At 69.5% G+C, this 24,405-nt stretch carries 22 protein-coding genes; 16 read left to right on the top strand and 6 right to left on the bottom strand.

All coding sequences use genetic code 11. The features are described from left to right. The first annotated feature begins 69 nt into the window (after positions 1 to 69). The 4 genes from BLP38_RS05185 (at position 70) to BLP38_RS05170 (ending at position 4,083) form a co-directional block, all read left to right on the top strand. A complete protein-coding gene (locus tag BLP38_RS05185; RefSeq protein ID WP_091353921.1) occupies positions 70 to 432 on the top strand; it encodes a YraN family protein in 363 nt (120 codons plus the stop codon). Then, the gene (locus BLP38_RS05180) at positions 429 to 1,955 is read left to right on the top strand and encodes a YifB family Mg chelatase-like AAA ATPase (RefSeq protein WP_091353919.1); all 1,527 of its coding nucleotides are present in this window, start codon (positions 429 to 431) and stop codon (positions 1,953 to 1,955) included. Before BLP38_RS05185 ends, BLP38_RS05180 begins: the two co-directional genes overlap by 4 nt. Then, positions 1,949 to 3,115: a DNA-processing protein DprA gene (dprA, locus tag BLP38_RS05175; RefSeq protein WP_091353916.1), complete on the top strand. Its 1,167-nt coding sequence runs from the start codon at positions 1,949 to 1,951 to the stop codon at positions 3,113 to 3,115. Before BLP38_RS05180 ends, dprA begins: the two co-directional genes overlap by 7 nt. 68 nt (positions 3,116 to 3,183) lie before the next feature. After that, positions 3,184 to 4,083 carry a tyrosine-type recombinase/integrase gene (locus tag BLP38_RS05170; protein WP_172824658.1) on the top strand — a complete coding sequence of 300 codons (900 nt, stop codon included), beginning with the start codon at positions 3,184 to 3,186 and terminating at the stop codon, positions 4,081 to 4,083. Positions 4,084 to 4,092: 9 nt separating this feature from the next. Here BLP38_RS05170 and BLP38_RS05165 read toward each other — a convergent pair whose 3' ends face one another. Continuing rightward, positions 4,093 to 4,584: a murein hydrolase activator EnvC family protein gene (locus tag BLP38_RS05165; protein ID WP_091353913.1), complete on the bottom strand. Its 492-nt coding sequence runs from the start codon at positions 4,582 to 4,584 to the stop codon at positions 4,093 to 4,095. Between the two features lie 286 nt (positions 4,585 to 4,870). On the opposite strand from BLP38_RS05165, the gene rpsB reads away from it, so the two are divergent. From rpsB to BLP38_RS05125, 8 genes are all read left to right on the top strand, one after another. Beyond that, on the top strand, positions 4,871 to 5,755 hold the full coding sequence (rpsB, locus tag BLP38_RS05160; RefSeq protein WP_091353910.1) for a 30S ribosomal protein S2: 885 nt from the start codon (positions 4,871 to 4,873) through the stop codon (positions 5,753 to 5,755). A 78-nt stretch (positions 5,756 to 5,833) separates the two neighbouring features. Continuing rightward, on the top strand, positions 5,834 to 6,661 hold the full coding sequence (tsf, locus tag BLP38_RS05155; protein ID WP_091353907.1) for a translation elongation factor Ts: 828 nt from the start codon (positions 5,834 to 5,836) through the stop codon (positions 6,659 to 6,661). 87 nt (positions 6,662 to 6,748) lie between these two features. Beyond that, positions 6,749 to 7,468, top strand: coding sequence for a UMP kinase (gene pyrH / locus BLP38_RS05150; RefSeq protein ID WP_091353904.1), 720 nt, complete (start codon positions 6,749 to 6,751; stop codon positions 7,466 to 7,468). 56 nt (positions 7,469 to 7,524) lie between these two features. After that, complete coding sequence (frr, locus tag BLP38_RS05145; protein WP_091353901.1) at positions 7,525 to 8,079, top strand: ribosome recycling factor; 555 nt, start codon at positions 7,525 to 7,527, stop codon at positions 8,077 to 8,079. Positions 8,080 to 8,086: 7 nt separating this feature from the next. Then, positions 8,087 to 9,118, top strand: coding sequence for a phosphatidate cytidylyltransferase (locus tag BLP38_RS05140; RefSeq protein ID WP_091353898.1), 1,032 nt, complete (start codon positions 8,087 to 8,089; stop codon positions 9,116 to 9,118). Next, positions 9,115 to 9,672 carry a DivIVA domain-containing protein gene (locus tag BLP38_RS05135; RefSeq protein WP_091353895.1) on the top strand — a complete coding sequence of 186 codons (558 nt, stop codon included), beginning with the start codon at positions 9,115 to 9,117 and terminating at the stop codon, positions 9,670 to 9,672. Before BLP38_RS05140 ends, BLP38_RS05135 begins: the two co-directional genes overlap by 4 nt. Positions 9,673 to 9,715: 43 nt before the next feature. Beyond that, the gene (locus BLP38_RS05130) at positions 9,716 to 10,447 is read left to right on the top strand and encodes a phage tail tip lysozyme (protein ID WP_091353891.1); all 732 of its coding nucleotides are present in this window, start codon (positions 9,716 to 9,718) and stop codon (positions 10,445 to 10,447) included. 4 nt (positions 10,448 to 10,451) lie between these two features. Beyond that, entirely contained in the window at positions 10,452 to 10,733 is a 282-nt protein-coding gene (locus tag BLP38_RS05125) for a hypothetical protein (RefSeq protein WP_091353888.1), read from the top strand. 1 nt (position 10,734) lies between these two features. On the opposite strand, the gene BLP38_RS05120 is transcribed toward BLP38_RS05125, so the two are convergent. Continuing rightward, entirely contained in the window at positions 10,735 to 11,808 is a 1,074-nt protein-coding gene (locus BLP38_RS05120) for an AI-2E family transporter (protein ID WP_091353885.1), read from the bottom strand. A gap of 157 nt (positions 11,809 to 11,965) precedes the next feature. On the opposite strand from BLP38_RS05120, the gene BLP38_RS05115 reads away from it, so the two are divergent. Continuing rightward, positions 11,966 to 13,744 (top strand): glycosyl transferase, encoded by a 1,779-nt coding sequence (locus BLP38_RS05115; protein WP_231916572.1) that lies wholly within the window; start codon positions 11,966 to 11,968, stop codon positions 13,742 to 13,744. After that, positions 13,741 to 14,679: a tetratricopeptide repeat protein gene (locus BLP38_RS05110; RefSeq protein WP_091353878.1), complete on the top strand. Its 939-nt coding sequence runs from the start codon at positions 13,741 to 13,743 to the stop codon at positions 14,677 to 14,679. Before BLP38_RS05115 ends, BLP38_RS05110 begins: the two co-directional genes overlap by 4 nt. Positions 14,680 to 14,718: 39 nt before the next feature. Here BLP38_RS05110 and glgB read toward each other — a convergent pair whose 3' ends face one another. Genes glgB through glgX form a run of 3 tightly spaced genes read right to left on the bottom strand, consistent with a single transcriptional unit; the run spans position 14,719 to position 21,071 of the window. Continuing rightward, entirely contained in the window at positions 14,719 to 16,854 is a 2,136-nt protein-coding gene (gene glgB / locus BLP38_RS05105) for a 1,4-alpha-glucan branching protein GlgB (protein ID WP_091353875.1), read from the bottom strand. Then, entirely contained in the window at positions 16,851 to 18,926 is a 2,076-nt protein-coding gene (locus BLP38_RS05100; RefSeq protein ID WP_091353872.1) for an alpha-1,4-glucan--maltose-1-phosphate maltosyltransferase, read from the bottom strand. The genes glgB and BLP38_RS05100 overlap by 4 nt, the downstream gene beginning before the upstream one ends. 45 nt (positions 18,927 to 18,971) lie before the next feature. Then, a complete protein-coding gene (gene glgX, locus BLP38_RS05095; protein ID WP_091353869.1) occupies positions 18,972 to 21,071 on the bottom strand; it encodes a glycogen debranching protein GlgX in 2,100 nt (699 codons plus the stop codon). 54 nt (positions 21,072 to 21,125) lie between these two features. On the opposite strand from glgX, the gene BLP38_RS05090 reads away from it, so the two are divergent. Together BLP38_RS05090 and mnmA are read left to right on the top strand one after the other, a co-directional pair. Then, positions 21,126 to 22,307 (top strand): cysteine desulfurase family protein, encoded by a 1,182-nt coding sequence (locus BLP38_RS05090; RefSeq protein ID WP_091353865.1) that lies wholly within the window; start codon positions 21,126 to 21,128, stop codon positions 22,305 to 22,307. A 9-nt stretch (positions 22,308 to 22,316) separates the two neighbouring features. Beyond that, the gene (gene mnmA / locus BLP38_RS05085; RefSeq protein WP_091359561.1) at positions 22,317 to 23,414 is read left to right on the top strand and encodes a tRNA 2-thiouridine(34) synthase MnmA; all 1,098 of its coding nucleotides are present in this window, start codon (positions 22,317 to 22,319) and stop codon (positions 23,412 to 23,414) included. Here the strand turns inward: mnmA and BLP38_RS05080 are convergent. Continuing rightward, on the bottom strand, positions 23,371 to 24,393 hold the full coding sequence (locus BLP38_RS05080) for an epimerase (RefSeq protein WP_091353860.1): 1,023 nt from the start codon (positions 24,391 to 24,393) through the stop codon (positions 23,371 to 23,373). The genes mnmA and BLP38_RS05080 overlap by 44 nt on opposite strands. Positions 24,394 to 24,405: the final 12 nt, after the last annotated feature.

Here is a 24,405-nt window from a genome sequence, read left to right as displayed (position 1 = left end):
AGGCGTCGGCGGGTCCACGGATCCGAGCGGACGCGGAATCGGAGTGCGCGGTGCCCCGACAGTAGGGGCATGGCAGCGAAAGACGACCTCGGCCGAGCCGGCGAGAATCGTGCGGAGGACTATCTCCGTACCCACGGGTACCGCATCCTCGATCGGAATTGGCGGAGTCCGGGCGGCGAGATCGACATCGTCGCAGAGCAGGGTCGCCACCTCGTCGTCGTCGAGGTCAAGACGCGACGAGGGGAGTGGTTCGGCCATCCGTTCGCTGCGGTGACCGCGCGCAAGCGGGATCGGCTGTGGCGATTGGGAGCGGCGTGGGTCGTGGCGCACCCGGATGCCGCGCGCGGCCGACGGCTCCGGCTCGATCTGATCGGCATCACGGGGCCAGACCCCCGCTCCGCGGTCGTGGAGCACCTGGAGGACCTCCGATGAGCCTCGGCCGGACCTGGTCCGTCGTCTTGTCCGGGCTCGTGGGAGACATCGTCGAGGTGGAGGCCGACCTGTCGAATCAGATTCCCGGGTTCTCGATCATCGGGCTGGCGGACAAGGCTCTCGGCGAAGCGCAGCAGCGGGTCCACAACGCGTGCGCGAACAGCGATCTATCGTTGCCGCGGCGCCACGTCACCGTCAATCTGTCGCCGGCCAATCTGCCCAAACGAGGCTCAGCGCTGGACGTCGCCATCGCGATCGCGGCGGTCGCGACGGAAGCTCCGCTCGACCGTCAGTCGCTGTCGGAGACCGTTCACCTCGGAGAACTGGGGCTCGACGGAAGGCTGCGACCAGTCTCGGGTGTGCTGCCCGCCGTCCTCGCGGCGGCTCGTGCCGGGTTCCGACGCGTCATCGTCCCCCACGGCAACCTCGCCGAGGCGGAACTCGTCGACGGCATCGAGGTGCGCGGTGCCGTCACCCTTCGCGATGTCGCGCGAGCGCACGGGTTGGACGTCCCCGACGTCGACGCCGAGCCGGTGGCGGCGCTCGAGGCCGCGGGGACGGACGACACCCAGACCCCTGACCTCGCCGACGTGATCGGTCAGCGGGACGCCGTGGAGGCGCTCATCGTCGCCGCGGCCGGCGGGCACCATCTCCTCATGAGCGGACCGCCCGGCGCCGGCAAGACGATGCTCGCGAAGCGCCTACCAGGGCTCCTTCCGGATCTAGACGACGACACGGCTCTCCAGGTCGCCTCGATCCGCTCGCTCGCGGGGCTCCCCGTGACCACCCTCCGACGACGTCCCCCGTTCGAGGCTCCGCACCACACCGCGTCCGCGGTCGCTCTCGTCGGCGGCGGCAGTCGCGTCCTCCAACCGGGGGCGATCGCCCGTGCGAGCGGCGGGGTGCTGTTCCTCGACGAAGCGGGTGAGTTCAGCGGCCACGCACTCGACGCGCTGCGTCAGCCGCTGGAGTCGGGCCGCATCGAGATCCACCGCGTCGGATTCCGCGCCGTGCTCCCTGCCCGCTTCCAACTCGTCATCGCGACGAACCCCTGTCCGTGCGGAAACTACGGCATACCGGGCGGTGCGTGCACGTGTCCGTCGCTCGCGATCCGGCGATACCTCGGCCGGCTCTCCGGCCCCCTCATCGACCGTATCGACATCGAACTCGGACTGCAGCGCGTCTCCGCGACGCAGTCCGTCGCGACCGGCGTGACCACCGTCGATGCCCGTGGCCGGGTGATCGAGGCACGCCGTCGCGCGGAGCGACGATTGTCGGGCACACCCTGGCTAACCAACAGCGAGGTCGACGGGACGTGGCTCCGCTCCGGACCGCTCCGCGTGGCTCCGGCGATCACGCGCCCCCTCGACGACGCTCTCCATCGCGGGTCCCTCACGCTCCGGGGGTACGACCGCGTCCTCCGCGTCGCCTGGACTCTCGCGGACCTCGCAGGACGAGAACATCCGGATGCCGCTGACGTCGGGGGTGCGCTGTACCTCAAGCGCGGGGGATCGGCATGTTGAGGGAAGACATCGAACTCTCGCGGCGGCGCCTGAAGGGGCTCGTTCCAGACGCGGTTCTGGATGATGCGGATGTCGTCGTGCACCATCACGCGCACGCGGTCTGGTCGTGCCTGACCGAGCCGGGCGACGGCGTGGCCGGCGCGCTGATCGAGGAGCGGGGACCGGTGTCCGCGCTCCGCACCGCCTTCGATGATGGCGCGGCGATGAGCCCCTCTCTCGACGCCGGCCGACGCCGGTGGCGGTCGCGGCTGGAGTCCGTGGACGACGCGCTCGACCGAGCGCGACGCGTGCGTGCGAGGCTCGTCGTCCCCGGCGGTGCGGGATGGCCGAGCGGCGTCGCCGACCTCGGCGTGCACAGTCCGCGAGCGTTGTGGGTGCGCGGCCGGCTCGATTCGCTCGCTCACGGTGAAACGGCGATCGCGCTCGTCGGAGCCCGTGCCGCGACGGGATACGGCGAACACGTCACGGGGGAACTCGCGACCGGCCTTGCACGGCGGGACATCGCGATCGTCTCCGGCGGCGCGTACGGAATCGACGGCATGGCCCATCGGGCGTCGCTCGCCGCCGGCGGCGTGACGGTCGCGGTGCTGGCGGGCGGCGTCGACCGCCCCTACCCCGCCGGGCATGCCGACCTCCTCGGCCGCATCGCCGCCGGACCGGGCGCCGTCGTGGCCGAAGTCCCCTGCGGCACACCGCCGACGAAGTGGCGGTTCCTCCAGCGCAACCGGCTCATCGCCGCGCTCAGCGGCGCCACCATCGTCGTCGAAGCCGGGTGGCGGAGCGGATCCCTGAACACCGCAGGGCATGCCGCCGCCCTGGGGAGGCCCCTCGGAGCCGTTCCCGGGCCGGTGACGAGCGCGGCGTCAGCCGGATGCCACCGGCTGCTCAGGGAGTATGACGCCCGGTGCATCACGTCGGCAGACGATGCGTGCGAACTCGCCGGCGCGGACGTGCACCTGTCGGAGACCGCCGGCGGACGGACCGACGACCGGACCCGAGTGCTCGACGCCTTGAGCGTGCGCAGCGCCAGGTCGCCTGAGGACGTGGCCCGCCGCGCCGGCTTCGCCCTCGAGGAGATCCGTGGCCTGCTCGCGCTCCTGGAGCTCGACGGCAGGGCACGCCGAGGACCGGAGGGGTGGCGCCGCGCACCATCGTCCTGACCCTGTCTCGGCTCGCGTCATCGGCACGCCTCACCCCGTACTCACGGTCCGGGCGGCATCCTGGGAACGTGCGCGTGTCATCGGCAGCCCTGCTCTACATCGAGCACGTCGAACGCGTGCGCCGATTGTCGCCCGCGACCGTGCGCGCCTACCGTTCCGATCTCACCGATCTGGCGGACTTCCTCCGCGACCCCGAACTCGGCGACGTCGATGTCGAACACCTGCGGGAGTGGCTGTGGGACGCGACGCAACGGGGCATCGCGCGCACGAGCCTCGGGAGGCGGACGGCGTCGGTTCGGGGGTTCTTCGGCTGGGCGACGGACGAGAAGATGCTTCCGGGCGACCCGAGTCTCCGCCTCGTCACTCCCAAGCGAGGACGGACCCTTCCCGCGGTCGCCTCCTCGCAGTCGCTCGCCGACGTCCTCGACACGGCGCGCGCGGCGGCCGACGAGAGCGGAGACGCGCTCGCCCTCCGCGACGCCGCGCTCCTCGAGATCCTCTATGGAGCCGCGCTGCGCGTCTCCGAGGCGTGCGGGCTCGACCTCGCCTCTCTCGACCGTTCTGCGGCGACCGTCCGGGTGCTCGGCAAGGGCGGCAAAGAACGGGTCGTGCCCTACGGCGCACCCGCTCAGCGGGCCGTCGAGGCGTGGATCGTCCGGGGACGTCCGGCACTTCTGTCCGACCCGGCGACGACGGCGCTCTTCCTCGGCGCGCGCGGTGGTCGACTCGGCGTCCGCGCGGCGTACGACGTCGTGCGACGTGTCGTCGGGCCGGTCGTGGGGACGGATGCCGTGGGTCCGCACGCGCTGCGGCACTCCGCCGCCACGCACCTCTTGGACGGAGGCGCCGACCTCCGCGCCGTTCAGGAGATGCTCGGGCACGCGAGTCTCGGGACGACGCAGATCTACACGCACGTGTCGACCGAGCGTCTCACCGCCGCCTACCGACTCGCGCACCCTCGGGCCTGAGCGGCACCGTCAGCAGCAGGGGAGGAGCACGGCCCGCGGAACCCGCCCCATCAGCACCAGTGGATTCACGTACTGTCCATCGTGACGGACGCCTACGTGAAGGGCTCCCGGTGGCGCATGGCCGCCGAGGCCGATCGTGCCGAGGGGATCCCCGGCGGATACCACGTCCCCCGCCGCGACGCTCGGGTCGATCGGTTCGACGCTCGTCACCCACCCGTCGCCGTGATCGACCGTGACGACTCCCCGATCCACGACGGTTCCCGCGAAGGCGACGATGCCGTCGGCCGGGGAGAGGACGGTTCCGTCGACCGGGCCGATGTCGATGCCACGATGACCCGCCGCATAGTCATGGGCGGGTGCCTCGAAAGGTCTCAGGACGCTCGCCCCAGGCACAGGGAGTGTCCACGATGGACGGTCTTCTCCGAGCCCCTCGTCGCTCGGGGAGGTCAGCGCAGCGAAGAAGACGATCATGACGGCGAGAACAAGGCGGGACCGCGGCATCCGATCATCGTCGAACAACGCCGACGACGACGGCGCAGAGCGATCCTCGACGTGGATGATCTCCGCGACGGCGGGGCGGGGGAGAAGCCCCTGTTGTTGCTATGCTTGGAGGGCACCTCGCTCGTCGGGGTGACTACGCGTGCCCAGAGCGGCTCGATCCGACACGTCGATCGACATCGCGGCATCCCACCCAACGGTCTCCTTCGGGAGTGGGTGCGTGCCGGGCACCAGGCTCGCCGCGACCAACGGTCCGGCGCGATCAACCACACAGAACAGGAGAACGGCCATGGCCGTCGTCACCATTCGCCAGCTGCTCGACAGCGGCGTCCACTTCGGACACCAGACCCGCCGGTGGAACCCGAAAGTCAAGCGCTTCATCCTCACCGAGCGCAGCGGCATCCACATCATCGACCTGCAGCAGTCGCTCGGTTACATCGACAAGGCGTACGAGTACGTCCGGGAGACCGTCGCCCACGGCGGCACCGTCCTCTTCGTCGGCACCAAGAAGCAGGCGCAGGAGATCATCGCCGAGCAGGCCACGCGAGTCGGCCAGCCCTTCGTCAATCAGCGCTGGCTGGGTGGCCTCCTCACGAACTTCTCGACCGTCTCCAAGCGTCTCGCACGCATGAAGGAGCTCGAGGAGCTCAACTTCGAGAACCCCTCCGAGAGCGGCTTCACGAAGAAGGAGCTGCTGCTCAAGAAGCGCGAGCTCGACAAGCTGCACAAGTCGCTCGGCGGCATCCGCAACCTGACGAAGACGCCGTCGGCCATCTGGATCGTCGACGCCAAGCGCGAGCACCTCGCGGTCAGCGAAGCGCAGAAGCTCGGCATCCCCGTGATCGGCATCCTCGACACGAACGCCGACCCGGACGAGTTCCAGTTCCCGATCCCCGGCAACGACGACGCGATCCGCTCGGTCAGCCTGCTGACGCGCATCATCGCCGACGCGGCCGCCGAGGGTCTCATCCAGCGCCACAACCCGACCGACGAGTCGGCCGAGGCCGAGCCGCTGGCCGACTGGGAGCGCGAGCTCCTCGAGTCCGCTCCCGCCGAGCAGGCCGACGCTCCGGCTGCCGAGGAGTCCGCTCCCGCTGCCGAGGAGGCTCCCGCCGAGGAGGCTCCGGCCGCTGAGTCGACCGAGGCTCCCGCCGAGGCCAAGACCGCCGAGTGATCTTCCCGTCGGCGCCCCGCGACCCGCGGGGCGCCGACGTCCGGATACAACCACCCAACTACTGAGGAGCCGCCACCCATGGCAAACTTCACCATCGCCGACATCAAGGCGCTGCGCGAGCAGCTCGGCACGGGAATGGTCGACACGAAGAAGGCGCTCGAGGAGGCCGAGGGCGACCTCGAGAAGGCCGTCGAGATCCTCCGCCTCAAGGGCGCGAAGGGCAACGCGAAGCGTGCCGACCGCTCCACGAGCGAGGGCCTGATCGCCGCGCGCGAGCAGGACGGCAAGGTGACGCTCATCGAGCTGAACACCGAAACCGACTTCGTCGCCAAGAACGAGCGTTTCATCGCGCTCTCCGAGAAGGTCCTCGACGCTGCTGCCGCTGCCGGTGCAGACTCGGCCGAGGCTGCTCTGGCCGCCGACGCCGGCGGCAAGACGGTCGCCGACCTCATCTCCGACGAGGCCGCGATCATCGGCGAGAAGGTCGAACTGCGACGCGTCCGCACCCTTTCGGGCGACGCCTTCCAGGTCTACCTGCACAAGACGAGCAAGGACCTGCCCCCGCAGGTCGGCGTCGTCGTCGCCTACTCGGGTGACGACGCCGAGACCGCTCGCTCGATCGCGCAGCACATCTCGTTCGCCAACCCGACCTACCTCTCGCGTGACGAGGTCCCCGAGGCCGACGTCGAGAAGGAGCGCGAGATCGTCACCGAGATCTCCCGCAACGAGGGCAAGCCCGAGGCCGCCCTTCCGAAGATCGTCGAGGGCCGCGTGAACGCGTTCTTCAAGCAGGTCGCCCTGCTCGACCAGGACTACGCGAAGGACAACAAGCTGTCCGTCGCCAAGGTCGCGGCCGACGCCGGAATCACGATCACCGGCTTCGCCCGCTTCAAGGTCGGCGCGTAAGCAGATGGACGAGGGGTTCGCATCGCAAGATGCGAACCCCTTTTCCATGCCGTTCGATAGTCTCCCCCTAGACGAGAGGATCCCCGCGTGATCGATGAGAACACCGGACGCCGTCGCGTCCTTCTGAAACTTTCCGGCGAGGCCTTCGGCGCCGGCCAGCTCGGCGTCAACCCCGATGTGGTCAGCCAGATCGCCCGTGAGATCGCGGCAGCAGTCGACCGCGTGGAGGTCGCCGTCGTCGTCGGCGGCGGAAACTTCTTCCGCGGCGCCGAGCTGAGCCAGCGCGGCATGGACCGCGGTCGCGCGGATTACATGGGCATGCTGGGCACGGTCATGAATGCGCTCGCCCTCCAGGATTTCCTCGAGCAGGCCGGCGCCGCTACACGCGTCCAGTCCGCCATCTCGATGACGCAGGTCGCCGAGCCCTACATCCCGCGTCGCGCCGAGCGCCACCTCGAGAAGGGCCGCGTCGTCATCTTCGGCGCCGGCGCCGGCCTTCCCTACTTCTCGACCGACACCGTGGCCGCGCAGCGCGCGCTCGAGATCGGTGCCGTCGAGGTGCTCGTGGCCAAGAACGGCGTCGACGGCGTGTACACGGCGGATCCGAAGGTGGATGCCTCGGCACAGAAGCTCGATACGATCACCTACCGCGACGCCTTGCAGCGCGGACTGAAGGTCGTCGATTCGACGGCCTTCAGCCTGTGCATGGACAACGGGATGGACATGCGTGTGTTCGGCATGGAGCCGGCCGGCAACGTCACCCGTGCGCTCCTCGGAGAATCGATCGGCACGCTCGTCAGCGTCTGAGGTCGACCCCGGCCGACGACTAGACTTAACCGGACGTACCGACGAATGGAGAGACCGTGATCGCCGAGACCCTGGCCGACACGAAGACCCGCATGGACCGCGCCGTCGAGGCCGCGAAAGAGGACTTCTCGACCGTCCGCACAGGGCGCGCGAACCCGCAGCTGTTCCAGAAGGTCATGGTCGAGTACTACGGCACTCCGACCCCGCTGGCCCAGCTCGCCTCACTGAACGCCCTCGAGGCGCGCACTCTCGTCATCACGCCGTACGACAAGTCGGCGTTGAAGAGCATCGAGCACGCCATCCGCGACATGCCGAACCTCGGCGCGAACCCGTCGAACGACGGCAACGTCATTCGCGTGACGATGCCCGAGCTGACCGCGGACCGCCGCAAGGAGTACGTGAAGCTCGTCAAGAGCAAGGCCGAGGACGCGAAGGTCCAGGTGCGCGGCATCCGGCGCAAGTCCAAGGACGAGCTCGACGCCCTCAAGGGCGAAGTGAGCGATGACGACCTCGCTCGGGCCGAGAAGGAGCTCGACGCGGTGACCAAGACGCACGTCGACCTGATCGACGAGGCGTTGAAGCGCAAAGAGGCAGAGCTCCTCGAGGTCTGATATCGCCATGTCCGAAGACGCATCGGGGGACGCGGCCGGACCGGATACCTCGTCGAGTCGATCCGATCTGCGCCGCGCAGGGGTGCCCGCGGGCGATCCGTCGTCGTTCCAGGCGCACGTCAAAGCGGCGCGGACCGAGTTCGAGAGTCAGTTCGAGCGGGCTCGAGTCGAGTTCGAAGAAGCGAATGAGCGCCTGAACGCCCGTTCCGGGCGCAACCTGATCATGGCGACCCTCATAGGTCTCGCCATCGGGGCCGTCGTGCTGGGATCGCTCCTGTTCTGGAAGTGGGCGTTCATCGCCTTCGCCGTACCGCTGTGCCTCTTGGGCGCTCTCGAGTTCACCCGCGCACTCCAGGCCGCCGGACGCCGGATCGACCTGGCGGCGCAGCTGTCCGCGGGGGTCGCCGTGCTCGGAGCAGCGTTCGTGGGCTATCTCACGCACTGGTTCGTGATCTTCGCCGCCGTCGTCCTCGTCGTCGTGTGGCGTCTCGTGGCTCAGATGGCGGCCGGCGACGGCCGTCGGTACGGCGACGTGGTGAACGACGTTCTCGCCGGAGCTCTGATCCAGCTGTATGTGGTGTTCCACGGCAGTCTCGCCCTGGTCCTCCTCCGACAGGATCACGGCGAGCTCTGGCTGCTGGCCGTTCTGATCATCGCCGTCGCCGTCGACACCGGGGCATACGCGAGCGGTGTCGCGATCGGGCGGCATCCGATGGCACCCCGCATCAGCCCGAACAAGACGTGGGAGGGGTTCGGCGGCGCCGTCCTCGCGAGCCTCGTCGCCGGCGGACTGCTCGGCGTACTGATGCTGCAGATCCCGCTGTGGGCCGGCCTCGTCCTGGGCGCCGCGATCCTCGTGTCCGCCACGGTGGGAGACCTCGGCGAGTCGCTCATCAAGCGCGACCTCGGCATAAAGGACATGAGTTCGTTCCTGCCCGGACACGGGGGAGTGCTCGACCGGCTCGACTCGATCCTTCCCTCGCTCGTTCCCGGCCTCGCCCTGTACATCCTCCTGAACCCGTTGAGTGCGCTTTCATGACCGAACTGACCTCACCCGCAGCATTCCCCGTGACGTCTGGACGTCGGAAGGGCTACGACCCCGGTGCCGTCGACGACTTCCTCTCCGGCGCGCGCGCGGCCTTCGAAGACGAGGCTGCGACGCTCACCTCGGATGACGTCCGTGCTGCGGCGTTCCCGCTCGTGCGCCACGGGTACGCCGTCGACGCCGTCGACGGCGCGCTCGCTCGGATCGAGGACGCTTTCGCGCAGCGCGAGCGAGCGTCAGCGATGTCTCGGCGAGGTGCGCGTGCCTGGGTGGGCGCATCCCGCGCGCTCGCTCAGGAGATCCTCGACCGTCTGTCCCGCCCCTCGCGTCGTCGCTTCCGGCGCGTCTCGCTCCTTCGTTTCGGCTACCACATCGATGAGGTCGACCTCGTGGCCGGCCGGATCGCTCGATACCTCGAGTCGGGTGAGAGTCTCACGATCGAGCAGGTCCGCACGGTGGCGTTCCGCATGCAGTTGGGCGGGTACGACGAAACCCAGGTGGATGCGGTTCTGGATGCGGTCGTGGATGTGATGCAGTCGGTCGGATGATCGCGTGGCGACCGCTCGCGAGCGCGGATATGATCGGGGGACTGTGACTTCCGGCAACGAGATCCTCCCGACGCGTTCTGCCGTCCAGACGCGTGGCGTGATGTCACCGCGCCGAGCGGTCTCCGCGCCACGGTGGTCCCGGAGGCGCGGTGTCCTGGCGGCGTTCTCCGTCATGGCGACGGCCGGCTTCGTCGCGGCATCCCTCGTTCCCTTGGCGTCGTTCCCGACGCGGGCGGAGGCGACGGAACTCGATCCCCTGTCGCTGTACGCGACCGCCGTGCACGATGCTCAGCGCTACCAGGCCGGAGACGCGCCGGGCCTGGAGCTGGAGCGGGCGAGCGATTACACGGTCTATGTGAAGCCGACGCCCACCCCGACTCCCACTCCGACGCCGGTGAAGGAGTCCTCCTCAGGCTCGTCATCGTCGGGATCCTCCTCGTCCGGGTGGAGCCCGCCCTTCGTCACCCCGAACCCCGGCAGCGCGCAGGCGATCGCCTACGACATGGTGACTGCCCGTGGCTGGGGGGACTCGGAGTTCGCCTGTCTCGTCGCGCTGTGGAACAAAGAGTCCGGCTGGCGTGTCAACGCCTTCAATGCCTCCAGCGGCGCGTACGGCATCCCCCAGGCCACGCCGGGGCGGAAGATGGCGTCCGTCGGCTCCGATTGGGAGACGAACCCTGCTACTCAGATCACCTGGGGGCTCGGCTACATCCAGGGACGTTACGGCACTCCCTGTGGCGCCTGGGGGAAGTCGCAGCGCTCGGGCTGGTACTGAGCCGATGCCCCGATCCAACAGGCGTAAGCCCGCCGGTCCCGACGCATCGTTCGATCGCCTCCTCGCGGGGTGGAAGCGGACGGAGAGCCGTCGCGGCGTCGAATGGACGGTGCAGCCGGTGTCCGCCGTCCAGGCGCAGAAGGACTACGTCTGCCCCGGTTGCGGGCGCGTCGTTCCGTCCGGGACGGCGCATGTGGTGGTCTGGCGCGCGGACGGTGTGCTCGGGGATGCCGCCGACCTGGCTGCCCGCCGGCACTGGCACACGGCCTGCTGGCGGATCGCCTGAATCAGAGCTCGTTCTGCCGCGGGATCAGCACCTGGCGGTAGATGATCAGGACGCTCGCGGCCACCGGGATCGCGATGAGCGCGCCGAGCAGGCCCAGCAGGGATCCGCCCGCGAGCGCGGCGATGACGACGACCGCTCCGGGAACGGAGACAGCTCGGCTCATGATGCGCGGCGAGAGGAAGTACGCCTCCACCTGCATGTACACCAGGTACCAGATCAGGGCGACCAGCGCCGTCAGCGGTGACGCCAGACCGAGGCAGGCGATCACGATGATCGCGGAGCCGGTCAGCGTGCCGACGAGGGGGATCAGAGAGAAGAAGAAGGCGATGACGGCAAGAACAGCGGGGAAGGGAGCTTTGATGATCGACAGGAAGACAGCACTCAGGATGCCGTTGATCGCCCCCAGGACGACCTGCCCCATGACGTAGTAGCCGACGGACGCGGTGATCTGCTCCGAGAGACCGACGAATCGCTCCCGCTTCGACGCCGGCGCGAGCTGGTACACCGACCGCTTCAGAGACCGCATCGACGCCGTGAAGTAGATGGTCAGGATCAGAACAATGATCGTCCCGGTCGCGAACGCGACGATGCCCGCGCCGAAGGACAGCAGGCCCGTTCCGAGTGACGTGCCGATATCGGCGAAGTCGAGGCCGTTCCACCAGTCGTTCACGTACCCGAGCACCATGTCGACTTGAAGCAGCGGGAAGGTCTGCGAGAGCCAGTCGCTCGCGACGGTGACCGGGTTCCACTGTCCTTCCACCGCGCTCTGGACGAGCTTCTGCGTCTGCTGCACGAGCTTCGCGATCTGATCCACGAGAACGGGCACGACGATGAGGACGAGCGCGGTGGCGATCGCCAGAAGCCCGGCGAACGTCGCGACCAGGGCGCCCCATCGCGGGAGACCGCGGCGCTCGAAGAAGGAGACCACGGGGTCGAGGCCGAGCGCGAGGAATAGTGCCGTCCCGATGTACAGGAGCACCGTCGAGAGAGTCTCGACCCCGGTCAGGATGAGGATGCCGACGCCCACGCCGAGCGTGGCGACGAGTGCGGTGCGGAACGCATGTTGGATCTTCACGGCTGCCCTTTCCCAGGTCTGCACTCACCCTAGTTCGCTCCGCCTCTCCCTCCGGGCAGCGACTCCCTCCCACGCGTTTGCCAGCGCCGTTCGCTAGGCTGGAATGTCGAAGATCGGCCGCACACCCGTGATGGCGGCTGGAGGAGGGCGGCGGTTCGTGAGATTCGTGTGGGCGATCATCGCCTTCGTACTTGCCACGCTGATGATCGGCGCGGGGGTCGCACAGCGCACGGTCCTCGAGGCACCGACGACGGAAACGGCGGAGATCACCACGGACGGCTCGACGCCGTACGTCCTCATCGACGGCTCCGTCCTCGACAGCCGCCCGGGATCCCAGACCCTGCGTATCCATGGTGACGGGCAGGTGTTCGCCGCCTACGGCCGGACCCAGGACGTCGCCGCGTGGCTCGCTCCCACGGAGTACCAACACGTGACGGTGAACGGCGAAGGCGAGCCGGTGACGAAGACGGTGCCGGCGTCGGTCACCCCGGACGGCGAATCGCCGACCGCGTCGCCGATCGGTTCGGATCTGTGGCTCGACGAATTCCAGCAGGATCGCTCGCTCGCCACGACCCTGAGACTTCCCGCCGACATGAGCGTGCTCGTGGCCACCGACGGCACCTCGGCCGCGCCGTCGTCGATGAGCGTCAGCTGGCCGACGGGGGCGACAACGCCCTGGGCCGGTCCCCTCCTGGTGGGCGGGATCCTGATGGCGCTGATCGGCCTGATCCTCTACATCTTCGCGCTTCGGCACGTGCGACGCTCACGCGGCCCACGTCGGAAGGGACTCCCGTTGACAGCCACACAGCCGATCGACCTCTCCGTGGAGGAAGCGGAGAAGGGCGTCATCACGGCGGCGCCCGCACGGCGCCGACTGACGATCGGACGTCGCCCTCTGATCGCGGTCTCCGCCGTCGTGCTCGGCGGCATCGCGCTCACCGGATGCTCGCCCGAGGCGTGGCCCGATCTGCAACCCGAGGCGACCCCGTCGCCCACGGCGTCGGTGATCGTTCCCGAAGGTCAGGGCGCACCCGCCGTCACACAGACGCAGGCCGAACGGATCCTGTCGCGCATCTCCGAGCAGGTCACCACGGCCGACGAAGCCAACGACCCGAAGGCGGCTGCGGTGCGCCTGACCGGGCCGGCGCTCGTCGAGCGGGAGACGAACTACCGCCTTCGCAAGGAGCTCTCGAAAGCGGAATCGCTGCCCGCGATCCCGTCCGGGGACATGACGGCCTTCCTGCCGCAGGCGAAGAACGATTGGCCTCGCATGTTCCTCGCCGTCGTCGAGGACGCCGACGGCGTCGGCACGATGGTGACGGCCACGCAGGAGAATCCGTGGGCGGAGTACAAGGTCGCCTACATCTCGAGCCTTCGCGCGGACGCGAGCATGAACCTCGCCGCGAAGTACGTCGGAGCCGTCGCGGTGGAACCGAACTCCCCGTTCCTGCTCATGCCGCCGAAGGATCTGGCGGCGGCATATGCCGACGTGCTGGACAAGGGCGCGAAGAGCGAGTTCGCCGCGATGTTCGACGAGAAATCCGACACGTTCCGCTCCCTCGTGGCGGAGAACCGGGCCACGCTGCTGAAGAACTTCAACGAAACCGGCGAGAAGACCGGGCGGGTGTCCTTCGCAGCCGAGGCCGGTCCCTCCGAACCCCTATCGCTGGTGACCCTCGACAGCGGAGCGATCGTGGCGGTCACGGTGACGGAGAACGAGACGATCGTTCCGACGGACAGCGATGCCGTCATCAAGTTGGGCGACAACGTCGTGGTGAAGGCGCTCTCCGGCGTCTCGCAATCGAGCACGGGGTTCCGCACGCAGTACACCGACCAGCTGTACTTCTTCGTCCCCGCTCAGGGGTCCAACGAGAAGATCCAGCTGCTCGCTTCCCGTTCCAACGTCCTCGACGCCAAGGTGGTTAAGAAAGAGTGAACACTCCCGCACCCGGTGCCGTCATGCGCGGCGCCGTCGACCTCTCGTCCCTCCGCAACCGGCCCGCCGGTCAGCCGGCCTCGCCTGCACCCTCGCCGGACGGGCAGGCACCGGCATCCCGTCTCGTCTTCGACGTCACGGATGCGGATTTCGGCCAGGTTCTCGAACTGTCGAAGACCGTGCCGGTCGTCGTCGACCTCTGGGCGGACTGGTGCGGGCCGTGCACACAGCTGAGCCCCGTGCTCGAGAAGGTCGTCGCCGAGCTCGGCGGGCGCCTCGTCCTCGCGAAGGTCGACGTCGACGCGAACCCTCAGCTCGCCCAGAGCTTCCGAGCGCAGTCGATCCCTCTGGTCGTCGCGCTCGTCGCGGGCCAGCCTGTGCAGCTGTTCACCGGCGCGGTGCCCGAAGCGCAGGTCCGAGAGGTCTTCACGCAGCTTCTGCAGCTCGCCGCCCAGCACGGAGTGACCGGGACGGTCCCGATGGAGGGAGCGCCGGCGGATGCCGAACAGCAGGCGCCCGCCCTGCCGCCGCTTCATCAGGCCGCCTTCGACGCGATCGAGGCGGGCGACTACTCGGCCGCGGCGACCGCGTACGAGCAGGCTCTGACGGAGAACCCTCGCGACGAGGATGCGAAAGCGGGCCTTGCGCAGGTGCAACTGCTCGCGCGGGTCCAGCACCTCGATCTCGCGGAAGCGCGAGCGGCCGCCGCGGCGGGGCCGACGGACATCTCCGCCCAATTCGACGTGGCCGATCTCGACCTCGCCGGTGGACACGTGGACGACGCGTTCGCGCGCCTGCTCGACCTGTTCGCCGAGCTCCCGACCGATGAGCGGGCGCCGGTCCGTGAACGACTGCTCGAACTGTTCGGTGTGGTCGGAGACGCCGACCCCCGCGTCATCCGTGCACGCGGACGCCTCGCCAGCCTGCTGTTCTGAGAACGGTCGGGGTCCGGGATCGTCCCGGACCCCGACCGATCACCCCTCGTGACGGAGCCAGAGCACACCGAGCGGCGGCAGCGTCACCTGGGCGGTGCCGTCGGCATCCGTCGTCACGCCGCCGAAGTTGCCGACACCGGACCCGCCGAACTCCTGCGCGTCAGAGTTGAGGACCTCCGCCCACGCACCGGTCTCGGGGAGCGTGAGGCGCACGTCGTGACGCGGTGAGCCGGCGAAGTTGCAGAGGACGACGACGGTCCCACCGTCGTGGTCGCGTCGCGCGAACCCGAGGACGTTGCTGTCGGGGGAGTGCGGCCACACTCGGCTGAACGCCGATCCGTCGCTGTCGCGCGCCCACAGGGGGGACTCTGCGCGGTACGTGTGGTTGAGGGCGGAGACGAAGTGCTGCAGCTGCTGGTGCGCCGGCTGATCCAGCATCCACCAGTCCAGGCCGCGACCTTCGGACCACTCCGACATCTGCCCGAACTCCTGGCCCATGAACAGGAGCTGCTTGCCCGGGTGGCCCCACATGTACGCGAGGAACGCGCGCATGTTGGCGAGCTGCTGCCAGTGGTCGCCCGGCATGCGGGTGAACAGCGAACCCTTGCCGTGCACGACCTCATCGTGGCTGATCGGCAGGACGAAGTTCTCGCTGAAGGCGTAGACGAACGAGAACGAGAGCTCGCCCTCGTGGTGCGCACGGTACAGCGGGTCGCGGCCGATGTAGACGAGCGAGTCGTTCATCCAGCCCATGTTCCATTTGAAGCCGAAGCCGAGCCCGCCCTGGCTCGTCGGCGCGGTGACGCCGGGGAAGCTCGTCGACTCCTCGGCGATCATCGCGATACCCGGGTAGCGCTTGTAGGCGGTGGCGTTGACTTCCTGCAGGAAGCGGATCGCTTCGAGGTTCTCGCGGCCGCCGTGGATGTTCGGCTCCCACTGGCCCTCTTCGCGCGAGTAGTCCAGGTAGAGCATGGACGCCACGGCGTCGACACGGAGTCCATCGACGTGGAACTCCTCGAACCAGTACAGCGCGTTCGCGACGAGGAAGTTCCGCACCTCGTTGCGGCCGTAGTCGAAGATGTACGTGCCCCAGTCCCGGTGCTCGCCTCGCCGCGGGTCGGGGTGCTCGTAGAGGGGCGCGCCGTCGAAGCGGGCGAGGGCGAAGGCATCTTTCGGGAAGTGACCCGGGACCCAGTCCATGATGACGCCGATGCCCGCCTGGTGAAGACGGTCGATGAGGTACCGGAGCTCGTCGGGCGTGCCGAAGCGGCTCGTCGGCGCGTAGTACCCGGTGACCTGGTACCCCCACGAGCCGCCGAAGGGGTGCTCGGCGAGGGGCAGGAACTCGATGTGGGTGAAGCCCTGTCCGCCGACGTAGTCGACGAGTTCGTCGGCGGCCTCGCGATAGCCGAGTCCCGGACGCCACGAGCCCAGGTGGAGCTCGTACGTCGACATCGGCCGGTCGTGCACCGATCCGCTCGCGCGGTCGGCGAGCCACGCGTCGTCCGACCAGGTGTACTCGCTGTCGGTGACGACGGATGCCGTCGCGGGCGGCACTTCTGCGCGACGCGCCATCGGGTCGGCCTTCATGACCCACTGCCCGTCGGCGGTCAGGATCTCGAACTTGTACGCGGATCCCACGCCGATGCCGGGGACGAACAGCTCCCAGACGCCGGTGGAGCCCAGGGAACGCATGGCGTGCTGAGTGCCGTCCCAGCCGTTGAGGTCGCCGACGACGCGGACGGCCCGGGCGTTCGGAGCCCAGACGGCGAAGGACACGCCGCTCAGCGCGTCGTAGTGGCGCACGTGCGCACCGAGCACCTTCCAGAGCTGCTCGTGTCGTCCTTCACGGATCAGGTGGAGGTCCACTTCCCCGACCGTCGGCAGATGGCGGTAGGGGTCATCGACCCGGTAGTCAGGCGCGCCCTCGTAGGTGGCGACGATGTCGTAAGCGGTGGGCTGGACCGCCGCCTCGCCCTCCCAGACACCCGCGCGGACGTGCTGAAGCTCGACCCGGGCACCGTCGGACAGCACGGCGGTCACCGTCTGAGCGAACGGACGGCGGGCACGGACCACCCAACCCTCGCCGTCCTGGTGGGGGCCGAGCACGTCGTGGGGGGCATGGTAGGAGCCGGCACCGACGGCATCCAGAGTCGAGTCGTCGGGACGGGTCATGAGCGTGCCTTCACGTGGAGGATGTGGACGGGTTCGGCGAACGCGTCGAGGCGGACGTAGTTGTGTTCGTTCCAGGTCCACCGGGCTCCGGTGACGAGGTCCTCGACGTCATAGTCGTGTCCGCGGGGGAGGCCCCAGAGCTCCGAGTCGACGTGGACCGTCGTCTCGCGGGCCGAGTGGGGGTCGACGTTGGCGACGACGATGATCGTGTCGGATTCGCCGGTCGGCGAGAGGGCGGCCGGGAGGTGCTTGGCGTAGGCGACGATCGCGTCGTCGTCGGAGCCGAGGAGGTGGAGCCCGCGGAGCTGCCGAAGCGCGGGGTGCGCGCGTCGGATCTCGCTGAGCCGGCGCAGGTACGGCGCGAGCGAGTCGCCGGCCGCTTCGGCGGCCTCCCAGTCGCGGAACTTGTACTCGTACTTCTCGTTGTCGATGTTCTCCTCGGAGCCCGGGCGTGCGACGTTCTCGTAGAGCTCGTAGCCGGCGTAGACGCCGTAGCTCCCACCCGCGGTCGCGGCGAGCGCGGCGCGGATGCGATACGCCGGCCGTCCGCCGAACTGGAGGTACTCGGTGAGGATGTCGGGCGTGTTGACGAAGAGGTTCGGGCGCATGAAGTCCGCGGTCTCGTCGGAGATCGATGCGAAGAATTCCTCGATCTCGGTCTTCGTGTTGCGCCAGGTGAAGTACGAGTAGCTCTGCTGGAAGCCGCTCTGCGCGAGCGCGCGCATCGGCATCGGGCGGGTGAAGGCCTCTGCGAGGAAGACCACGTCGGGGTGCTCCGCGTTCACCGTGCGGATGAGCCACTCCCAGAACTGCAGCGGCTTCGTGTGCGGATTGTCGACCCGGAAGATCTTCACGCCCTGCCGGATCCAGTGCTGCACTATGCGGAGGACCTCGGTGCGGATGCCCACGGGGTCGTTGTCGAAGTTGACGGGGTAGATGTCCTGGTACTTCTTCGGCGGGTTCTCCGCGAACGCGATCGAGCCGTCCGGGAGGGTCGTGAACCACTCGGGGTGCTCGGTGACCCAGGGGTGATCGGGGGCTGCCTGCAGCGCGAGATCGAGCGCGATCTCGAGTCCCTGCTCGGCGGCCGCGTCGACGAACGCGCGGAAGTCCTCGAGCGTGCCCAGGTCGGGGTGGACGGCGTCGTGCCCGCCCGCGGCGGAACCGATGGCCCACGGGGAGCCGGGGTCGCCGGGTCCTGCGTCCAGCGTGTTGTTGGGTCCCTTGCGGTTCACCTCTCCGATCGGGTGGATCGGGGGGAGGTAGAGGACGTCGAAGCCCATCGCCGCGACGGCGGGGAGGCGCTTGGTCGCCGTCCGGAAGGTGCCGCTGCGCACGGTGCCGTCCGGCATCCGCTCCGCGCCCTCGGAGCGCGGGAAGAATTCGTACCAAGCGCCGACACCGGCCCGCTCGCGCTCGACCAGGAGGATGTTCTCCTCGTGCAACGTGTGGAGGGAGACCGCGGGTCGGTCGGCGAAAGCCCGCGCGAGGCCGGGGTCGCGGACGACGACGAGCGCGGCGTCGTCGTCAACGCTCTCGTCCCGCAGGGTATGAGCGGCCGTGGTGAGCGCGGCTCGCTCGTCGGCGGGACGGGTCTTCTCCGCGGCGGCGCCGTCGAACAGGCGCGCACCCATCTCTCGCATGAGGATCGGATCGACGCCTGCGGCGATCTTCAGTTCCGCGGCGTGACGCCACGTCGCGTAGTCGTCGCCGAAGGTCTCGAAACGGAACTTCCACGTGCCCTGCTCCAGGAGCGCGACGCTCACCTGCCAGGTGTCGAAGCCGTCCTCGAGCGGCCGCAGCCGGTGCAGCGTCGAGACACCCGAGGGCGAGGTGAGACGAAGGTGGACGCCGATCCGGTCGTGCCCTTCACGGAAGGCCGCGACGGTGAACGGAACGGCTTCGCCGACGAACGCCGACGGCGCGAAACGGCCACCGGGAACGCTGGGACGATGAGAAGCGATCGGGATGCGGCCGTTGCGGACGCCGGCATCCTTTCGCGTCGCCTTCGCCGGGCGAAGCGGGATCTCTGCGGAGCTGCGGACGGAAGCGGGGGAGATCTGTGAGGCCACGCTCCGAACCTACCGTCGTGGAGCCGACCCGGAAACGGGCCTGGATCACTCGGCTCGGAACAGGTACATTGACGTCCCCTCGGCGGTGAAGGTCTCTCCCGGGCCGCGCACGGGCGCTTCCGCGCACGGACGCTCCTCGATGCTCGACCACAGCGGGACGAAGCGCGTCACCCCGTCGAGCGAGGGGAGCGTGACCTCGACGCCGTGCTCGCGTCCGTGCACGATGAGGAGTGTCCGGTTGGGCGCCTCGTGCTCCGGTGTCGACTGCGCGGCGTACTGGAGCGTGCGATGGGAAGGGTCCGTCCACTGCTCGACCGACATCGTCTGCCCGGTCTCGTCGTACCAGTCGATCACCGAGGCGCCGGGGACGGTCCTGTCGGCATGCGCGAATCGGCCGGGGCGCAGTGCCGGGTTCTCCCGGCGGATGCGGGTCAGGAGTGCGACATGAGCGCGCAGGTCCTCCTGCCACCGTTCGAGCGACCAGTCGTACCAGGTGAGCGCAGAGTCGTGACAGTACGCGTTGTTGTTGCCCCGCTGCGACCTGGCGATCTCGTCACCCGCCGTGATCATCGGGACCCCGGCGGACAGGAGCAGCGTCCCCAAGAGGTTCCGCATGGCGCGGCGACGCGTCGCGAGCACGCCGTCGTCGTCGGTCGGTCCCTCGAAACCGTGGTTGAAGGACCGGTTGGTGCCCGCGCCGTCTCGTCCGTGCTCGCCGTTGGCCTCGTTGCGCTTCACGTCGTAGGACACCAGGTCGTGAAGCGTGAAGCCGTCGTGCGCAGTGACGAAGTTGACCCCGGCGAGCGGTCCGCGCTCCGCGCTGAAAGTGTTGGCGGAGCCGGCCAGACGAGTCGCGAACCCCCCGATCCCGACCGGGGTGACTGCCGCTCGTCGGGCGTAGTCGATGTCGCTCAGCCAGAAGTTCCGGACGCGGTCGCGGTACCGGTCATTCCACTCGGCCCAGCCGTCTCCGAACGCGCCGGTCTGCCAGCCGCCGAGTCCGACGTCCCAGGGTTCGGCGATGAGCTTCACGCCCTGGAGGGCGGGATCCTGGGCGATGGCGCTCAGGAGGGGGTGATCGGGGGTGAAGGTGTGAGATGCATCCCGACCGAGGGTGGGTGCGAGGTCGAAGCGGAACCCGTCGATCTGCACATCGTTCGCCCAGTAGCGGAGGGAATCGAGGACGAGGCGGGCCGCGGCATCCGTCGACGTGTTCACCGAGTTCCCGCATCCGGTCACGTCGATGTAGTTGCCGTCATCGGACTGCCGGTAGTACGCGCGGTTGTCGAGGCCGCGGAAGCTCGAGCGGGGCTCGCCGAGGCCCTGCTCCGCGGTGTGGTTGTAGACCACGTCCAGGATGACCTCGATGCCGGCCTCGTGGAGGAGCTTCACCATCCCCTTCACTTCGCGCAGGACCGCGCTCGCCCCCTCCGCCTGCGCGGCGGCGGTCGCGTACGGGGCGTGCGGCGCGAAGAAGCCGACCGAGTTGTACCCCCAGTAGTTCGTGAGCCCCAGCTGGAGCAGGCGCGGCTCGCTCGCGAACGCATGGATCGGCAGGAGTTCGATCGCGGTGACACCGAGGCTCCGATAGTGCTCGATCATGACCGGGTGCGCGATGCCGGCGTACGTGCCGTGGAGCGCCGCGGGGACGCCCGGGTGGCGCTTGGTGAGTCCCTTCACGTGGGCTTCGTAGACGACGGTCCGGTCCATCGGCGTGCGCGGCTTCGCCACACCGCCCCAGTCGAAGCCCTCGTCCACGACGACGGAGCGCCAGGAATGGATGCCGGGGCTCGCGAGTCCGCGTGCGTACGGGTCGATGAGCAGAGTCGCGGGATTGAAGGTCATCCCCGGGCCGTGCGGGCCGTCGACGCGCACGCTGTACGACGCGCCGACGCGGAGCCCGGGCGTCGTCGCCTCCCACACTCCGCCGCCGACGGGCGACAGGGGGAGGGTGTCGACGATCCAGTCAGGGTCGTCGTCGTCGAAGACCACCACCTCGACGGCGCTCGCGTTCTCGGACCATACGCGCAGTGTGCCGACGCCGTCGTGCACGCGCACGCCGAGGTCGTGGAAGGCGTCCGAGAGCAGACCCGGGATGGGGGACTCGGATGCCGCGGTCGTCGGGTCGGCCGGGGCGGAGATCATGAGTTCTACAGTAGTGAGCAGGCGATGACCGACTGCGGCGGGCGGAGGATGAGGATGGTCTACCTCGACCATGCGGCGTCCACACCGCTCCGGGCGGAGGCCCGCGACGCGTGGCTCGCGGCGACGGAATTGACAGGCAACGCGTCGTCCGTGCACGGCGCCGGTCAGGCGTTGCGCCGGGTTCTGGAAGACGCGCGTGAGCGCGTGGCGGCCGTCCTCGGCTGCGACCCCATCGAGGTCGTCTTCACGTCGGGCGGGACCGAATCCGTGAACCTGGGCGTCAAAGGCCTGTGGTGGGCGCGGGAGCGGGACCGTCAGGCGATCGTGCTGCCCGACGGGGAGCACCACGCGACGCTCGACACCGTCGACTGGCTCGCGGGCGCGCAGGGCGCGGAGGTGCGGTCCGTGCGTCTGCGGCCGGACGGAGCCATCGACCTCGGCGCCTTCGTCGATGCCCTGCCCGGCGCCGCCGTGGCCACGGCACTCGTCGCCAACAACGAGGTCGGCTCGGTGTCGGATGTCGCCGCGATGGCTTCCGCGTCGGCCGACGCGGGCGTGCCTCTCCACCTCGATGCCGTCGGCGCGATCGCGCACGTCGCGCTGGACTTCGGCGATCTGCGGGGCAGCGGGCGGAAATCGGGCGGGCTCGTCGCGCTGAGCATCGCCGGTCACAAGGTCGGGGCGCCGGTCGGAACGGGCGCTCTCGTCGTCTCCCGGTACGCGCGGATGGGCGCCGTCCTCCACGGCGGCGGGCAGCAGCGCGGACTGCGTTCCGGGACGCCGGATGTCGCCGGGGCGGCCGCCCTCGCGGTCGCGCTCGAACTCACGGCGAGGGAACGGGACGAGGAGGCCCGACGGCTCCGCACACTGGCGGATCGCCTGGGGACCGGCATCCGCGCCGCGATCCCGCAGGCCACTCTGCTCGGCGCCGAGAAGCACCGGCTGCCGGGGCATGTGCACGTCCTCTTCCCGGACGCGCTGGGGGAGACCCTGCTGTTCCTGCTTGATCATTCCGGCGTTCACGTGTCGACCGGGTCGGCCTGCCAGGCCGGCATCGCAGAGCCCAGCCACGTCGTCCTGGCGCTGGGCTACGGCGACCGCGAGGCGCGCTCCGTGCTCCGGATCACGCTCGGCCGCTCCAGCAGCGGCGCGGACGTCGACGCGTTCCTCGACGCGCTCCCGGATGCGTATCGGCGGGCAGCGGCATCCAGCGCCCGTGCGGCATCGCGCTCGTAGACTGGGATGATGCGCGTACTGGCAGCCATGAGCGGCGGGGTCGATTCGGCGGTGGCCGCGGCCCGGGCCGTCGACGCCGGACACGATGTCGTCGGCGTCCACCTCGCGCTGTCACGCGCGGGCGGCACCCTCCGGACCGGGAGCCGCGGGTGCTGCACGATCGAAGACGCCCTCGACGCGCGGCGCGCTGCTGACCTGCTCGGCATTCCGTTCTACGTGTGGGACTTCTCGGAGCGCTTCCGCGACGATGTGATCGACGATTTCGTGAACGAGTACCGCGCCGGGCGCACGCCCAACCCGTGCATGCGGTGCAACGAGAAGATCAAGTTCGCCGCCCTTCTCGAGCGCGCGCTCGAGCTCGGCTTCGACGCGGTCTGCACGGGGCACTACGCGACCCTGGTCGATGGTCCCGAGGGTCGCGAGCTGCATCGCGCGTCGGACGAGGCGAAGGACCAGTCCTATGTCCTCGGCGTGCTGACGGCGGACCAGCTCGCGCACACGTACTTCCCGCTCGGCACGACCCCCTCCAAGGCGGTCGTCCGCGCCGAGGCCGCCGAGCGCGGTCTGACCGTCGCCCAGAAGCCCGACAGCCACGACATCTGCTTCATCCCCGACGGCGACACCCGTGGCTGGCTGGCCGAGAAGGTCGGTGCCGAGCAGGGCGACGTGCTCGACCGGGACGGCGCCGTCGTGGGTCGCCACGAGGGTGCGCATGCGTTCACCGTCGGTCAGCGTCGCGGCCTGCAGCTCGGCGTACCGGCCGCGGACGGCAAGCCGCGCTTCGTCCTCGAGGTGCGTCCCGTCTCGAACACCGTCGTGGTGGGCCCCAAGGAGGCTCTCGCGACGGCGGAGATCGCCGGGGAACGGCACAGCTGGGCGGGGCGGGCGCCCGCCGACGGTGCGTTCGACTGCCACGTGCAGATCCGCGCGCACGCCGATCCGGTCCCGGCCCGTGCGACGGTCGACGCCGGCACGGTGACGGTGGCCCCGGAGGAGCCCTTCGACGGAGTCGCGCCCGGTCAGACAGCAGTCCTCTACGACGGGACGCGGGTCATCGGCCAGTTCACGATCTCCCGGACCGTGTCCGCCGTTCCGCAGCACGTCTGAGCTTCCGCTCCGACTCGACCGAGGCGAGCGCCGCACGAAGGTCGGTGTGCGTGAAGCGGAATCCGGCATCGAGCAGCCTTTCGGGCATGACCCAGCGGCTCTTGAGGATGAGCTCGGGCTCGGTTCGCAGCGCCCACATGGCGAGCTCCAGCATCCAGCGGAGCGAGGGAACACCCACCGGCATCCCGACGACGCTGCGGAGCGATCGCATCAGCGAGCGGTTGTCGGATGCCTGGGGCACCGCGACGTTCAGGACTCCCGCGATGTCGTCCCGACGGACGACGAAGCGGACGGCGTCGAGGACGTCGTCGATGTGCACCCAGCTGAATCGCTGACGGCCGCGTGTGCGGTACCAGGGCGGGCGGTCGCCCGTCGGATCGTCGCCGATGCCGCGGTAGCGACGGTGCGGCGGCACCCGGCCGTCGTGCTGCGGTCCGCCCAGACCGGTCCGGGCCAGGGTGAGGAGCATGCGCGTCGCGGGACCGTCACCGACCACGATGGCGAGCCGGAGAGCCACCCGCCGGGTCGCGGGGAGGTCTCCCGCGAAGAAGGCCTTCTCCCACGCCTTCGCGACGTCGACGGAGAAGCCGGCGCCGAGTTCGCCGGTGGATTCCGTGTTCGGCCGGTCCGTGGCGTGCCGGTAGATCGTCGCCGTCGACGAGTTGATCCACAGCCGCGGCGGGACGGATGCCGCCGCCACCGCGTCGTGCAGCGCTCGTGTCGTCTCGACGCGGGACGACAGGATCGCGTTCCGGTTGGCATCGGTGTAGCGGCAGTCGACGGACTTGCCGGCGAGGTTCACGAGGAGGTCCGCGCCGTCGACCGCCGCGTGAAGCGCCTCCGGGTCGTCCCAGGACACGGCGGAGGTGCGGCCGACGGGGACGACGTCGTAGCCGTCGGCGACGAGGGCGGCGACGAGAGCCTCGCCGATGAAGCCGCCGGCTCCGGCGACGACGGCACGGGGACGATCGGTGCGCATGTCTCGACCGTA

Source organism: Microbacterium sp. LKL04 (assembly GCF_900102005.1).
Classification (GTDB): Bacteria; Actinomycetota; Actinomycetes; order Actinomycetales; family Microbacteriaceae; genus Microbacterium.
Note: the sequence above shows the minus strand (reverse complement) of the source record. Positions and strands in the feature narration are given on the sequence as shown.

Excerpts from the sequence above, each read along its gene's own strand:
- BLP38_RS05185 (WP_091353921.1), top strand. The coding sequence starts at position 70 with ATGGCAGCGAAAGACGACCTCGGCCGAGCCGGCGAGAATCGTGCGGAG.
- BLP38_RS05180 (WP_091353919.1), top strand. The coding sequence starts at position 429 with ATGAGCCTCGGCCGGACCTGGTCCGTCGTCTTGTCCGGGCTCGTGGGA.
- dprA (WP_091353916.1), top strand. The coding sequence starts at position 1,949 with ATGTTGAGGGAAGACATCGAACTCTCGCGGCGGCGCCTGAAGGGGCTC.
- BLP38_RS05165 (WP_091353913.1), bottom strand. The coding sequence starts at position 4,584 with ATGCCGCGGTCCCGCCTTGTTCTCGCCGTCATGATCGTCTTCTTCGCT.
- rpsB (WP_091353910.1), top strand. The coding sequence starts at position 4,871 with ATGGCCGTCGTCACCATTCGCCAGCTGCTCGACAGCGGCGTCCACTTC.
- tsf (WP_091353907.1), top strand. The coding sequence starts at position 5,834 with ATGGCAAACTTCACCATCGCCGACATCAAGGCGCTGCGCGAGCAGCTC.
- BLP38_RS05140 (WP_091353898.1), top strand. The coding sequence starts at position 8,087 with ATGTCCGAAGACGCATCGGGGGACGCGGCCGGACCGGATACCTCGTCG.
- BLP38_RS05135 (WP_091353895.1), top strand. The coding sequence starts at position 9,115 with ATGACCGAACTGACCTCACCCGCAGCATTCCCCGTGACGTCTGGACGT.
- BLP38_RS05125 (WP_091353888.1), top strand. The coding sequence starts at position 10,452 with ATGCCCCGATCCAACAGGCGTAAGCCCGCCGGTCCCGACGCATCGTTC.
- glgB (WP_091353875.1), bottom strand. The coding sequence starts at position 16,854 with ATGACCCGTCCCGACGACTCGACTCTGGATGCCGTCGGTGCCGGCTCC.
- glgX (WP_091353869.1), bottom strand. The coding sequence starts at position 21,071 with ATGATCTCCGCCCCGGCCGACCCGACGACCGCGGCATCCGAGTCCCCC.
- BLP38_RS05090 (WP_091353865.1), top strand. The coding sequence starts at position 21,126 with ATGGTCTACCTCGACCATGCGGCGTCCACACCGCTCCGGGCGGAGGCC.
- mnmA (WP_091359561.1), top strand. The coding sequence starts at position 22,317 with ATGCGCGTACTGGCAGCCATGAGCGGCGGGGTCGATTCGGCGGTGGCC.
- BLP38_RS05080 (WP_091353860.1), bottom strand. The coding sequence starts at position 24,393 with ATGCGCACCGATCGTCCCCGTGCCGTCGTCGCCGGAGCCGGCGGCTTC.